The sequence below is a fragment of the Rhodospirillales bacterium genome (genome assembly GCA_016699855.1).
Lineage (GTDB): Bacteria > Pseudomonadota > Alphaproteobacteria > Reyranellales > Reyranellaceae.
The window spans coordinates 72,662-86,534 of the sequence record CP064988.1; the positions used below are offsets into that span (position 1 = coordinate 72,662).

Sequence of the window (13,873 nt, forward strand, 5' to 3'; positions counted from 1 at the left end):
CGTCACGATCCGGACGGCGCGGCGCCGCCCGGAATCGTCGTCAACGTCGTCGGCCCGCCGACCGGCGCCGAGGTCTGCCGGTCGATCTGCGGACCGGGCTTCGGCGTCTCGCCGCGCTTGAAGGCTTCCAGCACCTTCCTCGTCGAGGCCTCGTCGAGGTCCTCGTAGAAGGTGTCGTTGATCTGGATCATCGGCGCGTTCACGCAGGCGCCGAGGCACTCGACTTCCATGGTGCTGAACAGCCCGTCGGCGCTGACCTCGCCCGGGCCGACGCCGGTGACCTCGCGGCAGGCCTTCATCACCGCGTCGGAGCCGCGCAGCCAGCACGGCGTCGTCGTGCACACCTGCAGCAGGTACTTGCCGCGCGGCTTGAGGCTGAACATCGTGTAGAAAGTCGCGACCTCGTAGACGCGGATCGGCGCCATGTCGAGGAGACCGGCGACGTGGTCCATCGCCACCCGCGGCAGCCAGCCGCCGCTCTGGCGCTGCGCGAGATCGAGACAGGCGATCACGGCGCTGGCCTGGCGGCCGGCCGGATACTGGGCGATCAGCTCCCGCGCCGCCGCGAGGTTCTCCGGCGTGAACGCGAACTCGGCGACGGCGGGCACGTCGGTCGGATCGGCGGTGATCATGGCCATGACGCGGGTCCTAGCGGTCGATCTCGCCGAACACGATGTCGAGCGAGCCGATGTTCGCCGAGAGATCGGCGAGCATGTGGCCCTTGCTCATCGCGTGCAGCGCCTGCAGGTGCGGAAATCCCGGCGCGCGGATGTGGCACCGGTACGGTTTGTTGCCGCCGTCGGACACGAGGTAGACGCCGAACTCGCCCTTCGGCGCCTCGACGGCGGCGTAGGCCTCTCCGGCCGGCACCTTGTAGCCCTCGGTGTGCAGCTTGAAATGGTGGATGAGGGCCTCCATCGAGGTCTTCATCTCGCCGCGGCGGGGCGGCGCCACCTTTCGGTCGTCGACCCGCACCGGCCCGCCGACCGTGCGCAGCGCGTCCACGCACTGGCGCATGATGCGCAGGCTCTGGCGCATCTCCTCCATGCGCACGAGGTAGCGCGCGTAGCAGTCGCCGGTCTTGCCGACGGGAACGTCGAAATCGACCTTGTCGTAGACCTCGTAGGGCTGCGACTTGCGCAGGTCCCACGCCAGGCCGGAGGCGCGCATCATCGGTCCGGAGAAGCCCCACTCGACCGCCTGCTCGGCGGTGACCACGCCGATGTCGACGGTGCGCTGCTTGAAGATGCGGTTCTCGGTCACCAGCCGCTCGAGGTCGTCGAGGAACTCCGGGAACTGGTCGCACCACTTGGCGATGGCGTCGAGCATGCCGCCGGGAAGGTCCTGGTGCACCCCGCCGGGCCGGAAATAGGCCGCGTGCATGCGCGAGCCCGAGACGCCCTCGTAGAACTCCATCAGCAGCTCGCGCTGCTCGAACCCCCACAGCGTCGGCGTCAGCGCGCCCACGTCCATCGCGAACGTCGTGACGTTCAGGATGTGGTTGAGGATGCGCGTGATCTCGGAGAACAGCACGCGGATCCACTGGCCGCGCTCCGGGACCTGGATGCCGAGCAGCTTCTCGACCGCCAGCGCGTAGGCGTGCTCCTGGCACATCGGCGAGACGTAGTCGAGGCGGTCGAAATACGGCACCGCCTGCAGGTAGGTCTTGTACTCGATCAGCTTCTCGGTGCCGCGATGGAGCAGGCCGATGTGCGGATCGGCGCGCTCGACCATCTCGCCGTCCATCTCGAGCACCAGGCGCAGCACGCCGTGGGCCGCGGGATGCTGCGGCCCGAAGTTCAGCGTCAGGTTCTTGATCTCGACGTCGGCCATTCGGCGATCGCGGCTCCGGCCTAGGCCTTGGTCGCCTTCTCGTCGCCCGGCAGGACCGGCGTCGCGCCCTCCCACGGGCTGAGGAAGTCGAAGCGGCGGAACTCCTGCGTGAGCTTCACCGGCTCGTAGACGACGCGCTTCTGCTCGTCGTCGTAGCGCACCTCGACGTAGCCGGTCAGCGGGAAGTCCTTGCGCAGCGGATGGCCCTCGAAGCCGTAGTCGGTGAGGATGCGCCGCAGGTCGGGGTGGTCGGAGAACCACACGCCGTACATGTCCCAGGTCTCGCGCTCGAACCACGGCGCCGATTCGTACACCGGAGCCGCGGACGGCACCGGCGTGTCCTCGTCGGTGGCCAGCTTCACGCGCACGCGCTGGTTCAGCCTCAGCGACAGCAGGTGGTAGACGACCTCGAAGCGCCGCGGCCGCGCCGGGTAGTCGGCGCCGCAGATCGTCACCAGCTGCGCGAAGCGGCAGCGGTCGTCCTTCTTCAGGAAGCCCAGCAGATCCAGCAGGCGCTCGGGCGTCGTCTCCAGCGTCAGCTCGCCCAGACGCACCGCGGCGCCGGTCACGGCGCCGCCGGTCGACGCGCCGACATGCGCGGCCAGTTGGTTGAGAGCTTCGCCGCGTTGGTCCGGGTCGCGCCGCTCCTCGACCGCCCGCGGATCAGCGTCCCCGTGCGCCGGATCTTCTTCTGCAGCTGCAGCACGCCGTAGAGCAGCGCCTCCGCCGTCGGCGGGCACCCCGGCACGTAGACGTCGACCGGCACGATGCGGTCGCAGCCGCGCACCACGGAGTAGCTGTAGTGGTAGTAGCCGCCGCCGTTGGCGCAGGATCCCATCGAGATCACGTAGCGCGGCTCGGCCATCTGGTCGTAGACCTTGCGCAGCGCCGGCGCCATCTTGTTGGTCAGCGTGCCGGCGACGATCATGATGTCGGCCGAGCGCGGACTCGGCATCGGCGCGACGCCGAAGCGGTCGAGGTCGTAGCGGCTCATCCAGGTGTGGATCATCTCGACGCCGCAGCAGGCGAGGCCGAACGTCAGGCCCCACAGCGAGCCCGACCGCGCCCAGGACACCAGCTTGTCGACCTGCGCGACGACGAAGCCCTTGTCGGCGAGCTCGTTCTCGAGCGCGCGCGTGAGCGCGGCGTTGCCGGCGCCGACGGCCGCGGCGGAGGTCGCGGAGGTCACTCCCATTCCAGCGCCCCCTTCTTCCACTCGTAGACGAAGCCGACGGTCAGCACGCCGAGGAAGACCATCATCGACCAGAATCCGAAGACGCCGATGTCCTTGAGCGCGACCGCCCAGGGGAACAGGAACGCGACCTCGAGATCGAAGATGATGAACAGGATGGCGACGAGATAGAAGCGCACGTCGAACTTGCCGCGGGCGTCGTCGAACGGCGCGAAACCGCATTCGAAGGGCGAGAGCTTCTCGGAATCCGGGTTCTGGCGGGCGATCAGCCAGGAGCCGCCGACCATCGCGACGACGACGCCGAGCGCTATGCCGATGAAGATGAGGATCGGCAGGTACTCGAACAACAGCGCGTTCATCGTCCTCCCCCTCGCCGCCGGCGCGGCCGCCACGGCCCGCGTCGCCGCCTCGTCGGCTCACCGATCGCGCGTCGCCGCATTCGACATGCGTGGTCGCGTACGCGGGAACGGGGCGACGTGGGAGACGAAGACGTCCCGCCCGAACATCCAACCAAGACCAGACCAATCCCCCCTTCCCCGAGGGGAAGGTGGCGCGAGCGACGGGACTCGAACCCGCGACCTCCGGCGTGACAGGCCGGCATTCTAACCAACTGAACTACGCCCGCGTGGCCTTGTTGGCGGACGGACGTTTAGACGCTCAGGGCCCGGCGTGTCAACGAAAACGGCCACAACATGTTGGGGCAAATTCGCACGGCGCGTACGCGCGGCGGCGGGAACTTGGTGGCTCGGCCGCGGCGGCGTGGTGGGCGATGACGGGCTCGAACCGCCGACCCTCTCGGTGTAAACGAGATGCTCTACCAACTGAGCTAATCGCCCGCGCCGCGCGCCGGCCGTCGATACCATGGATGGCGCGCCGGACGCCATCGGCCGGGCGTCGCCTCCGGCCTAGTTGAGCGCGTCCTTGAGGGACTGCCCCGCCTTGAATTTGGCCTGCACCGACGCGGCGATCTTGATGGCCTCGCCGGTCCGCGGATTGCGCCCCGTGGACGCCTTGCGCTTGCTGGTCGAGAACGTGCCGAAGCCCACGATCAGGACCTTTTCCTTGCGTTTGAGCGATTTGACGATGGTCTCGAACACCGCTTCGACGGCCCGCGCGGCGTCGGCTTTGGACAGATTGGCGCCGTTGGCGACGGTGACGATCAAATCGTTCTTGTTCATTGCCGGGCAACCCTCGAGCAACGTTTCCGGGCGCGACCGCGAGCGCGATCGACGGCCGGAAATCTAGGGCGCGACACGCCGCAGCGTCAACGCCGGATCACCACATCTGGTATTCAATTGCCGCATTTGACCATAAATACGCCGTTGACACCCGCGACGACCGGCTGAAACGTCGACGGCGGCGCCCCGTGAGGAGCGCCGCCGTCGATTCCCGATCCTTCTCGACGCTGATCAGTGCGTCATGATGCCTTCGACGGGCGTGCCCGGCGGCTTGGCCGGCACCTCGGCCTCGGACTCGTCCTTCCACTCGATCGGCACCAGCGGCTGCACCAGCGCCTTGGCCAGAACGTCGTCCACCGTCGTGACGGGGATGATCTTGAGCCCCTTCTTGACGTTGTCCGGGATCTCCGCGAGGTCCTTCTCGTTGTCCTTCGGGATCAGCACGGTCTTCAATCCGCCGCGCAGCGCCGCCAGCAGCTTCTCCTTGAGGCCGCCGATCGGCAGGACCCGCCCGCGCAGGCTGATCTCGCCGGTCATTGCGACGTCCTTGCGCACCGGGATGCCGGTGAGCACGGACACGATCGAGGTGCACATCGCGGCGCCGGCCGACGGGCCGTCCTTGGGCGTCGCGCCCTCCGGCACGTGGATGTGGATGTCCTTGCGCTCGAAGATCGTCGGCTTGATGCCGAACGACACCGCCCGCGAGCGGACGTAGGATTTCGCCGCCTGGATCGACTCCTGCATCACGTCGCCGAGCTTGCCGGTGAAGGTGGTCTTGCCCTTGCCCGGCACGGCCACCGCCTCGATCGACAGCAGCTCGCCGCCGACCTCGGTCCACGCCAGGCCGGTCGTGACGCCGACCAGGTTCTCGGCCTCGGCCTCGCCGTACCGGAACTTCCGGATGCCGGCGTACTTGTCGAGGTTCTTGGCGGTCACCTTCACCTTGGTGACCCCGTCCATCAGGATCTCCTTGACCGCCTTGCGGGCGAGGTTCGCCAGCTCGCGCTCGAGGTTCCGGACGCCGGCCTCGCGCGTGTAGTAGCGGATCAGGTCGCGGATCGCGTCGTCCTTGATCTGGATCTCGCCTTCCTTGAGGCCCGCCGCCTCGACCTGCTTCACCACGAGGTGCTTCTTGGCGATCTCGACCTTCTCGTCCTCGGTGTAGCCGGCCAGGCGGATGATCTCCATCCGGTCGAGCAGCGGCTGCGGCATGTTGAGGCTGTTGGCGGTCGTGATGAACATCACGTCCGACAGGTCGTAGTCGACCTCGAGGTAGTGGTCGTTGAACGTGCTGTTCTGCTCGGGGTCCAGCACCTCCAGCAGCGCCGCGCTGGGGTCGCCGCGGAAGTCGGCGCCCAGCTTGTCGATCTCGTCGAGCAGGATGAGCGGGTTCGACGTCTTGGCCTTCTTCATCGACTGGATGATCTTGCCGGGCATCGAGCCGATGTAGGTGCGCCGGTGGCCGCGGACCTCGGCCTCGTCGCGCACGCCGCCCAGCGACATGCGCACGAAGTTGCGGCCGGTGGCCTTCGCCACCGATTTGCCGAGCGACGTCTTGCCGACGCCGGGCGGGCCGACGAGGCACAGGATCGGGCCCTTCATCTTCTCGGTGCGCTGCTGCACCGCGAGGTACTCGAGGATGCGCTCCTTGACCTTCTCCAGGCCGTGGTGGTCGGCGTCGAGGATCGCCTGGGCGCCCTTGAGGTCCTTCTTGACCTTGGTGCGCTTCTTCCACGGCACGCTCAGCATCCAGTCGAGGTAGTTGCGCACCACCGTCGCCTCGGCCGACATCGGGCTCATGGTGCGCAGCTTCTTGACCTCGGCCATCGCCTTGTCGCGGGCCTCCTTCGAGAAGCGCGTCTTCTTGATGCGCTTCTCCAGCTCCGAGATCTCGTCCTTGCCGTCCTCGCCCTCGCCGAGCTCCTTCTGGATCGCCTTGAGCTGCTCGTTGAGATAGTACTCGCGCTGGGTCTTCTCCATCTGCCGCTTCACGCGGTTGCGGATCTTCTTCTCGACCTGCAGCACGCCGATCTCGCCCTCCATGACGGCGTAGATCTTCTCCAGCCGCGCCGGCACGGCGACGATCTCGAGCAGCGCCTGCTTCTCGGGGATCTTCAGCGCGAGGTGGGCGGCGATGGTGTCGGCCAGCTTGGCGGGGTCGTCGATCTTGTTGATCGACACCACGACCTCGGGCGGCACCTTCTTGTTGAGCTTGACGTACTGCTCGAACTCGCCCGACACGGTGCGCGCCAGCGCCTCGACCTCGGGACCGTCGGCCTTGTCGTCGTCCAGCGTCTCGGCGTAGGCCTCGAAGAACTCCTGGCGGTCGGTGAAGCCGGTGATGCGCGCGCGCCGGCCGCCCTCGACCAGCACCTTCACGGTGCCGTCGGGCAGCTTCAGGAGCTGCAGCACGGTGCCGATGGTGCCGACGCGGTGGATGTCCTCGGCGCCGGGATCGTCCTGGCCGGCGTTCTTCTGCGCGACCAGCAGGATCTGCTTGTCGTCGCCCATCACCTCCTCGAGCGCCTTGACGGACTTCTCGCGTCCGACGAACAGCGGCACGATCATGTGCGGGAAGACCACGATGTCGCGCAGCGGCAGCACCGGGAAAAGGGTACCTCGGGGAGTGGAACTCATAACGCCTCGCTTGTCCGTCACCGGACGTTGGTGGCCCGCCCGCCCCGTCCGCGCCGGCGCCCCTGGGGGCCGCCGACGCGCCGGCTGAACGAGCGTCCATGTGCACAAATGGCGACGCCGGCGCCGACGTCAGGCGCGGCCGTCGCGCGGCCCTTCCGCCCATGCAAAGGGCCCGGTCGGCGCCGCCTCGCTGGGCGGGCCCCCATCGACCGGTCAGGCGCCGGCCGGCGCCTCGAGCTCCTTGCGCTCGCTGTAGGTGTAGAGCGGCTGCGCCCGGCCCTCGACGACCTCGCGGCTGACGACGCACTCGTCGACGTCCTGGAGGCCGGGAAGGTCGTACATTGTGTTCAGCAGGATCGCCTCCATGATCGAGCGCAGGCCGCGGGCGCCCGGTCTTGCGCGCGATCGCCTTGCCGGCGATCGCCTTCAGCGCGTCCTCGTGGATCTCCAGGCGCACGTCTTCCATCTCGAACAGGCGCTGGAACTGCTTCACCAGCGCGTTCTTCGGCTTGGTCAGGATCTCGACCAGCGCCGCCTCGTCGAGGTCGTCCAGCGTGGCGATCACCGGCAGGCGGCCGACGAACTCCGGGATCAGGCCGAACTTCAGCAGGTCCTCGGGCTCCACGTCGGCCAGGATCTGGCCGGTGGTGCGCTCGTCGGGCGCGCGCACCTCGGCGCCGAAGCCGATCGACGTGCCCTTGCCGCGCGAGCGAGATGATCTTCTCCAGGCCGGCGAAGGCGCCGCCGCAGATGAACAGGATGTTGGTCGTGTCGACCTGCAGGAACTCCTGCTGCGGATGCTTGCGCCCGCCCTGCGGCGGCACCGAGGCGACGGTGCCCTCCATGATCTTCAGCAGCGCCTGCTGCACGCCCTCGCCCGACACGTCGCGGGTGATCGACGGGTTGTCGGACTTGCGGCTGATCTTGTCGACCTCGTCGATGTAGACGATGCCGCGCTGCGCCCGCTCGACGTTGTAGTCGGAGGCCTGCAGCAGCTTCAGGATGATGTTCTCGACGTCCTCGCCGACGTAGCCGGCCTCGGTCAGCGTCGTCGCGTCGGCCATGGTGAACGGCACGTCGAGCATGCGCGCCAGGGTCTGCGCCAGCAGCGTCTTGCCCGAGCCGGTCGGCCCGATCAGCAGGATGTTCGACTTGGCGAGCTCGACGTCGTTGTTCTTGGCGCCGTGGTTGAGCCGCTTGTAGTGGTTGTGCACCGCGACCGAGAGCACCTTCTTGGCGTAGTCCTGGCCGATCACGTAGTCGTCCAGGATCTGCCGGATCTCGCGCGGAGTCGGCACGCCGTCCTTGGATTTGACCAGCGTCGTCTTGTTCTCCTCACGGATGATATCCATGCAGAGTTCGACGCACTCGTCGCAGATGAACACCGTGGGCCCGGCGATCAGCTTGCGAACTTCATGCTGGCTCTTGCCGCAGAACGAGCAATACAGGGTGTTCCGCGAGTCCCCGCCGGCCTTCGTGGTCGCCATGGGCCCAAAATCCTCCGCGAACGCGCGACGCAACGCACGCTATAGCTATGTTACGCCCCAGTGTCGGGCGCGTACAACATCAAAATCTTGTGTTCCGATGTCGCAGCGGCCATGCGCGATCCGGCGGGGTCGCGCCCGCCGGAGCCGCCGGCCCGCCGCGGCCGCCCGGTCAGGGCCTTGGCGTCGCTCGGCGGACCGGCGCGTTTCGACGACCTCGTCGATCAGCCCGAAGTCCTTGGCCTCCTCGGGGCGAAGAACTTGTCGCGCTCCATCGAGCGCTCGATCACCTCGATCGGCTGGCCGGTGTGCTCGACGTACATCTGGTTCAGCTTGGCCCGGGTGGCCAGGATCTCCCTGGCCTGGATCTCGATGTCCGTGGCCTGGCCCTGGGCGCCGCCGGAGGGCTGGTGGATCATGACCCGGGCGTTCGGCAGCGCGTAGCGCTTGCCCTTGTCGCCCGCCATCAGCAGCAGCGAGCCGGCCGACGCGGCCTGGCCGAACACCAGGGTCGAGATCGACGGCCGGATGTAGCGCATGGTGTCGTAGATCGCGAGGCCCGACGTCACCACGCCGCCCGGCGAGTTGATGTAGAACGCGATATCCTTGGTCGGGTTCTCGGACTCGAGGTAGAGCAGCTGGGCGCACAGCAGGGTCGCCATCTGGTCCTCGATCGGACCCGACAGGAACACGATCCGCTCCTTCAGCAGGCGCGACCAGATGTCGTAGCCGCGCTCGCCGCGCGCCGACTGCTCGACCACCATGGGCACGAAATAATTGTTGTGGATGTCGATCGGATCGCGGTCGCGGATCATCTCTCTCGGTCCTTCGATGTCTGGCGCCGGAGGGGGCCGGCGGTCTCGGTGCGTATCTGGGCCGCGCGCGCGGCCGAAATCAAGCGTCGCCGGCGGGAAATGGCGCGCGGCCCCGGGCGGCGCAAGCCTCGGGCGTGAAAAAGGGGATCGGACGCCGGTCGCGATCCCCTGTTTCCGTGTCCGGACGGAACGGCGCCTAGGCGGCGGCCTTGTCGTCCTCGCCCTCGCGCGCCGCCTTCAGCAGGTCGTCCGGCGGCACGAACTTGTCGGCGACCTTGGCCAGCTCGAGCACGAAGTCGATCGTCTTGTCCTCGAAGATCGGCGCCCGCAGCCGGTCGCGCATCTCGGCGTTCTTCTGGTAGAACTCGAGCACCGCGCGCTCCTGGCCGGGATAGCGCTGCGCCTCGCGCATCACCGCCTGGTTGATCTCGGCGGCCGAGACCTCGATGTTGTTCTTGCGGCCGACCTCGGCCAGCAGCAGCCCCAGGCGCACACGGCGGTCGGCGATGCCGCGGTACTCCTCCTTGAGCTTGTCCTCGTCGCCCTCGACCTTCTGGCCCGACTTCTTCGCTTCCTCCACCTGGTTCCAGATCGCCTCGAACTCCATGTCGACGAGGCCTTGCGGCACGCCGAACTTGTTCTTCTCCGCCAGCTGGTCGAGCAGCTTGCGCTTGACCAGCGCGCGCGACACCTGGGCGTAGTCCTGCTCGATGCGCTCGCGCACCGCCGTCCGCATCTTCTCCAGCGACTCGAAGCCCGACGCCTTGGCGAGCTCCTCGTCGACCGGCTTGGCCACCGCCTCGAGGATCTCCTTGACCGCGACCTTGAACACCGCGTCCTTGCCGGCCAGCTCGGCGGCGCCGTACTCGGCCGGGAACGTCACCTTGACCTCGCGCTCCTCGCCGGCCGAGGCGCCGACCACCTGGTCCTCGAAGCCGGGGATCAGGCTGCCCGAGCCGAGCTCGATCGAGTAGTCGGTGGCGCTGCCGTTGGGGAACGCCACGCCGTCGACGTAGCCGGTGAAATCCATCTTCACGACGTCGCCCTTGGCCGCCGGCCGCGGCGTCGCCAGCGGCTTCTGGTCCTTGTTGGCGTCGGCGATGCGCTTCAGCGCGTCCTCGACGGCCTGGTCCTCGACCCTGGCCTTCAGGCGCTCCAGCTCGATGGCGCCGAAATCGACGTCGCCGATCTCCGGCATGATCTCGACCGTGACGTCGAACTCGAGGTCCTTGCCCTCGCCGATCTGCTTGACCTCGACCCTGGGCTGCAGCGCCGGGCGCAGGCCCTTCTCCTCGACGGTCTTGCCGACGCTCTCGTTGACCGACTTCTCGACCACGTCGGCGAACAGCGCCTGGCCGTACTGACGGCGCAGCAGGCTGACCGGCACCTTGCCGGGACGGAAGCCGGCCATCGACGCCGTCTTCGACATCTCGACGAGCTGGCTGTCGACCTTGCCGGACAGGTCGCCCGACGGCACGACGATCTTGAATGCGCGCTTCAGGCCTTCGGTGGCGATGTCGGTGACTTGCATGTTGGGAAAATCCGCTCGATCCGTTCAGACTGGTGGACGCGTGGGCGGCCGGACGATGGTGCGGGCGGAGGGACTTGAACCCCCATGCCGGTAAAGGCGCGAGAACCTAAATCTCGTGTGTCTGCCAATTCCACCACGCCCGCGACGCGCCGCGCGCCCGGCCGACCGGGACCCGGCGGCCAAGGGGCGCCTTCTAACGCGCGTCCCGCGACCGGTCAAAGGGTTATCCGGCGCCCCGCCCGCTCGGTCCGGCCGCGCTCAGGCGTCGGCCGGGCCGGGCTCCACGGGCCGCGACAGCGCCGCGATCACCGCCGGCACGCGCGGCGGCAGATCCTCGGCGATCAGGCCGGGGCCGGCCAGATTGGCCGCCTCGCCGTGGATCCAGACCGCCGCCGCCGCCGCCGCGAACGGCGTCATGCCCTGCGCGATCAGACCGGTCGCGATCCCGGCCAGCACGTCGCCCGAGCCCGCCGTCGCCAGGGTCGGGGGCGCGTTGTCGTTGATCACGGCCCGGCCATCGGGGGCCGCGACCACGGTGTCGGCGCCCTTGAGCAGCACCACCGCGCCGCAACGCCTGGCGGCGCGGCGCGCGCGCTCCAGCTTGCCCAGTTCCGGACCGAGCTCGGGGAACAGGCGGTTGAACTCGCCCTCGTGCGGCGTCAGCAGCGTGGGGAAGCGGATCTTCTCGAACAGGAACGCCGCGTCGCCGGCGAAACAGGTCAGCGCGTCGGCGTCGAGCACCGTGGCGCGTCCGGTGCCGAGCGCGTCGACCGCCAGCCGCCGCGTGGCGACGGTCGCGCCCGCGCCTGGCCCGACCAGGAACACGTTCTTGCGCGGATCGGCGGCCAGACGCTGGAACGCCGCGGCCGAGTCCAGCGGGACCACGAGGTTTCCCGGTTCGGCGAGCTGGTACACCAGCATCGCCCCCGGCGGCGCCGCGATCGTCACCAGGCCGGCGCCGACTCGGCGCGCCGCCAGCGCCGCCAGCCGCGCCGCGCCGGTCATCAGCTCGCCGCCGACGACGACCGCGTGGCCGCGGACGTACTTGTGGTCGGTCGCCCGGGGCGGGCGCAGCGCCGCGCGCCACAACGCCGGACCATTGCGCCACTGCCGCGGCGCGACCTCCCGCAAGGCGCCGCGGGCGACGCCGATCTCGGCGACGCGCAGCTCGCCGCACAGCGCGCGCCCTTCGATCGACAAGTGCCCGGGCTTCGGCCGGAAGAACGTGACCGTCATCTGGCAGACCGGCGCCGGGCCGAGGGCCACGCCGGTATCGCCGTTCAGCCCGCTCGGCAGATCGACCGCCACGCAGGAAAGGCGCCGCGCGTTGATCGTCTCGATGACCGCCCGCGCCTCGCCGTCGATCGCCCGCTTCAACCCGGCGCCGAACATCGCGTCGACGACCAGCGGTCGCTCCTCCAGCAACGCCGGCGACAGCGGATCGACCGCGCCGTCCCACAGGATCGCGGCCCACATCGCGTCGCCGCGCAGATCCTCGCGCCGCCCGATCAGCCCGACGCGGACCGGCCAGCCCGCCGCCGACAGGTGCCGCGCGACGACGAAGCCGTCGCCGCCGTTGTTGCCGGGCCCGCACAGCACGACGGTCGGCTGCGGCATATGCCGCTCGACGACGGCGGCGGCGACCGCGGCGCCGGCGGCCTCCATCAGTTCGGACCCGGACACGGCGGCGAAGCGCGCGCCGTCCGGGCCGGTCGCGCCGCGCATCGCGATCTTCTCGGCGGCAGCCATCTCGGCGCAGGTCAGCAGCGCCAGATCGTCGTCGCCCACGAGATCGCGCCCTTCGGCGGTGGCCGGCCCCGGCCCGCCGGAGGTCATTCGCGCGGGCTTTCCATCACGCCGAACGCCGCCGGCGGCGGCGAAGCGCGGCGAAGCGGCGCGCGATCCACCCCGATTTCGGCATCATCGAGCGCACCCACGCCTTGGCGTCGGCCACGCCGCGCTTCGCCGCCTGCCACGCCGGCAGCGAGCGGACGTAGCCGTAGAGCCTGTCGCGCAGCGCGAACACCCAGGCCTCGGCCCGCGCGAACCACGGTAGCGTCACCAGCGTCGGCCGCAGGATCTTGTAGATGCGCGCGCTGAACGCCGTGCCGACGATCTTGCCGGCGACGATCACCGCGCCGCCGAGCACGACGTGGCCCTGCGCCACCGCCCAGAGGGCGCCCAGTTTCACGGGCATCAGTATGGCGCCGGGAAGCAGGAACAGCAGCATCGCCGGGTATGGCGGCAGCCGGGCCGCGCGCGCCTCCAACGCCGCGATCCAGCGCAGCCGCGCGAACCGCGCCATCACCCATTGCAACGCGTCGATCAGCGTTTCCTCGACCACCATCACGATGGCGGCGAGCACCACGAGCGGCGGCGTCAGGAATCGCTTCAGAAAGGCCCGCATCCACGTTCTCCCCGCCCCGGCCGTCGGCGTCGGGGGCCGGTCGCATCGTCGCGCAGAATACGGCGCCGGCGCGGCGCGGCCAAGCGACGCCCGCGCGATGGTGCCGATGGAGGGGGATTGGGGCGGCCGACCGGATTTGAACCGGCGACATCTAGAATCACAATCTAGCGCTCTAACCAACTGAGCTACGGCCGCCACACGCCGGACGCTGTCCGCATCCTAAAACGCGGCCGGCTAGGTACTCCGCGCCTTCCCGAGCGTCAAGCGCCGCGCGGACGATCGCGGCGCCGCAGGCTACGGCATCGTCGCGAACACGATGGGATAGTTCGTGTCGCCGCGGTCGAAAACCACCACGACCTTGGAACCCACCCGGATCGACCGGGCCGAGCCGAAGGTCAGGAAGGCGCACATCGGCGCCCATCCGAGCGGATTCTCGGAGATCGCCGGCACGCTGATGTTCACCCGGCTCTGCCCCATCGGATCGTCGGAATCGAGGACCATGCCGGGATAGAGCTGGAGGCCGGAGAGCGGCTGGTCGTTGCGGGTGAGCGGAAACGCCATCGGATACTGCTGGTTGCCGCCTTCGAAGGTGACGTGGACACGGCCGTCGGCCACCAGAGGACCGTCGGGATGCGGCGGCTCCGCCGGCGGCGTGTACGGCTTCGCCCAGGCGCTGATTTCGTTGCCGAGCACCTGCGGAACCTGAAGCCGCATCCGTCCTTGGCGCGTCGGATCGTTCACGTCGACCACGCTCGCCCGGAACACCGCCACCCTCGTTCTCGCCATCGCTCTCTCC

The 13,873-nt window shown here is 69.0% G+C and carries 11 protein-coding genes, 4 tRNA genes and 2 pseudogenes; all 17 read right to left on the reverse strand.

The features are described 5' to 3' along the window. Positions 1 to 2: 2 nt before the first annotated feature. Positions 3 to 632 (reverse strand): NADH-quinone oxidoreductase subunit NuoE, encoded by a 630-nt coding sequence (gene nuoE, locus IPK81_00330; GenBank protein QQS14903.1) that lies wholly within the window; start codon positions 630 to 632, stop codon positions 3 to 5. 16 nt (positions 633 to 648) lie between these two features. Then, on the reverse strand, positions 649 to 1,833 hold the full coding sequence (locus IPK81_00335) for an NADH-quinone oxidoreductase subunit D (GenBank protein QQS12794.1): 1,185 nt from the start codon (positions 1,831 to 1,833) through the stop codon (positions 649 to 651). Positions 1,834 to 1,853: 20 nt separating this feature from the next. Then, positions 1,854 to 2,438, reverse strand: coding sequence for an NADH-quinone oxidoreductase subunit C (locus tag IPK81_00340; protein QQS14904.1), 585 nt, complete (start codon positions 2,436 to 2,438; stop codon positions 1,854 to 1,856). Then, positions 2,399 to 3,022 carry an NADH-quinone oxidoreductase subunit B gene (locus IPK81_00345; protein QQS12795.1) on the reverse strand — a complete coding sequence of 208 codons (624 nt, stop codon included), beginning with the start codon at positions 3,020 to 3,022 and terminating at the stop codon, positions 2,399 to 2,401. The genes IPK81_00340 and IPK81_00345 overlap by 40 nt, the downstream gene beginning before the upstream one ends. Further along, positions 3,019 to 3,384 carry an NADH-quinone oxidoreductase subunit A gene (locus IPK81_00350; protein ID QQS12796.1) on the reverse strand — a complete coding sequence of 122 codons (366 nt, stop codon included), beginning with the start codon at positions 3,382 to 3,384 and terminating at the stop codon, positions 3,019 to 3,021. Before IPK81_00350 ends, IPK81_00345 begins: the two co-directional genes overlap by 4 nt. A gap of 189 nt (positions 3,385 to 3,573) precedes the next feature. Continuing rightward, positions 3,574 to 3,650 (reverse strand) — tRNA-Asp (locus IPK81_00355). Positions 3,651 to 3,785: 135 nt separating this feature from the next. Further along, positions 3,786 to 3,861 (reverse strand) — tRNA-Val (locus tag IPK81_00360). Between the two features lie 69 nt (positions 3,862 to 3,930). Next, the gene (locus tag IPK81_00365; protein ID QQS12797.1) at positions 3,931 to 4,203 is read right to left on the reverse strand and encodes an HU family DNA-binding protein; all 273 of its coding nucleotides are present in this window, start codon (positions 4,201 to 4,203) and stop codon (positions 3,931 to 3,933) included. Between the two features lie 231 nt (positions 4,204 to 4,434). Next, positions 4,435 to 6,840 (reverse strand): endopeptidase La, encoded by a 2,406-nt coding sequence (lon, locus tag IPK81_00370; protein QQS12798.1) that lies wholly within the window; start codon positions 6,838 to 6,840, stop codon positions 4,435 to 4,437. 213 nt (positions 6,841 to 7,053) lie between these two features. Next, positions 7,054 to 8,327: pseudogene (gene clpX, locus IPK81_00375) on the reverse strand (ATP-dependent Clp protease ATP-binding subunit ClpX). A 45-nt stretch (positions 8,328 to 8,372) separates the two neighbouring features. Further along, a pseudogene (locus IPK81_00380) lies at positions 8,373 to 9,136 on the reverse strand (ATP-dependent Clp protease proteolytic subunit). A 199-nt stretch (positions 9,137 to 9,335) separates the two neighbouring features. After that, positions 9,336 to 10,670 (reverse strand): trigger factor, encoded by a 1,335-nt coding sequence (locus IPK81_00385; GenBank protein QQS12799.1) that lies wholly within the window; start codon positions 10,668 to 10,670, stop codon positions 9,336 to 9,338. A 56-nt stretch (positions 10,671 to 10,726) separates the two neighbouring features. Next, positions 10,727 to 10,813, reverse strand: a tRNA-Leu gene (locus IPK81_00390). Between the two features lie 115 nt (positions 10,814 to 10,928). After that, a complete protein-coding gene (locus IPK81_00395; GenBank protein ID QQS12800.1) occupies positions 10,929 to 12,506 on the reverse strand; it encodes an NAD(P)H-hydrate dehydratase in 1,578 nt (525 codons plus the stop codon). A gap of 16 nt (positions 12,507 to 12,522) precedes the next feature. Next, positions 12,523 to 13,077 carry a hypothetical protein gene (locus IPK81_00400; protein ID QQS12801.1) on the reverse strand — a complete coding sequence of 185 codons (555 nt, stop codon included), beginning with the start codon at positions 13,075 to 13,077 and terminating at the stop codon, positions 12,523 to 12,525. A gap of 118 nt (positions 13,078 to 13,195) precedes the next feature. Further along, positions 13,196 to 13,272: transfer RNA gene (locus tag IPK81_00405), tRNA-His, on the reverse strand. A gap of 99 nt (positions 13,273 to 13,371) precedes the next feature. Next, a complete protein-coding gene (locus IPK81_00410; protein QQS12802.1) occupies positions 13,372 to 13,863 on the reverse strand; it encodes a hypothetical protein in 492 nt (163 codons plus the stop codon). Positions 13,864 to 13,873: the final 10 nt, after the last annotated feature.

Bases quoted from the DNA above. Each gene is read 5' to 3' on its own strand.
- IPK81_00395 (QQS12800.1), bottom strand. From the start codon at position 12,506: ATGACCTCCGGCGGGCCGGGGCCGGCCACCGCCGAAGGGCGCGATCTC.
- IPK81_00335 (QQS12794.1), bottom strand. From the start codon at position 1,833: ATGGCCGACGTCGAGATCAAGAACCTGACGCTGAACTTCGGGCCGCAG.
- IPK81_00410 (QQS12802.1), bottom strand. From the start codon at position 13,863: ATGGCGAGAACGAGGGTGGCGGTGTTCCGGGCGAGCGTGGTCGACGTG.
- IPK81_00350 (QQS12796.1), bottom strand. From the start codon at position 3,384: ATGAACGCGCTGTTGTTCGAGTACCTGCCGATCCTCATCTTCATCGGC.
- nuoE (QQS14903.1), bottom strand. From the start codon at position 632: ATGATCACCGCCGATCCGACCGACGTGCCCGCCGTCGCCGAGTTCGCG.
- IPK81_00365 (QQS12797.1), bottom strand. From the start codon at position 4,203: ATGAACAAGAACGATTTGATCGTCACCGTCGCCAACGGCGCCAATCTG.
- IPK81_00385 (QQS12799.1), bottom strand. From the start codon at position 10,670: ATGCAAGTCACCGACATCGCCACCGAAGGCCTGAAGCGCGCATTCAAG.
- IPK81_00400 (QQS12801.1), bottom strand. From the start codon at position 13,077: ATGCGGGCCTTTCTGAAGCGATTCCTGACGCCGCCGCTCGTGGTGCTC.
- lon (QQS12798.1), bottom strand. From the start codon at position 6,840: ATGAGTTCCACTCCCCGAGGTACCCTTTTCCCGGTGCTGCCGCTGCGC.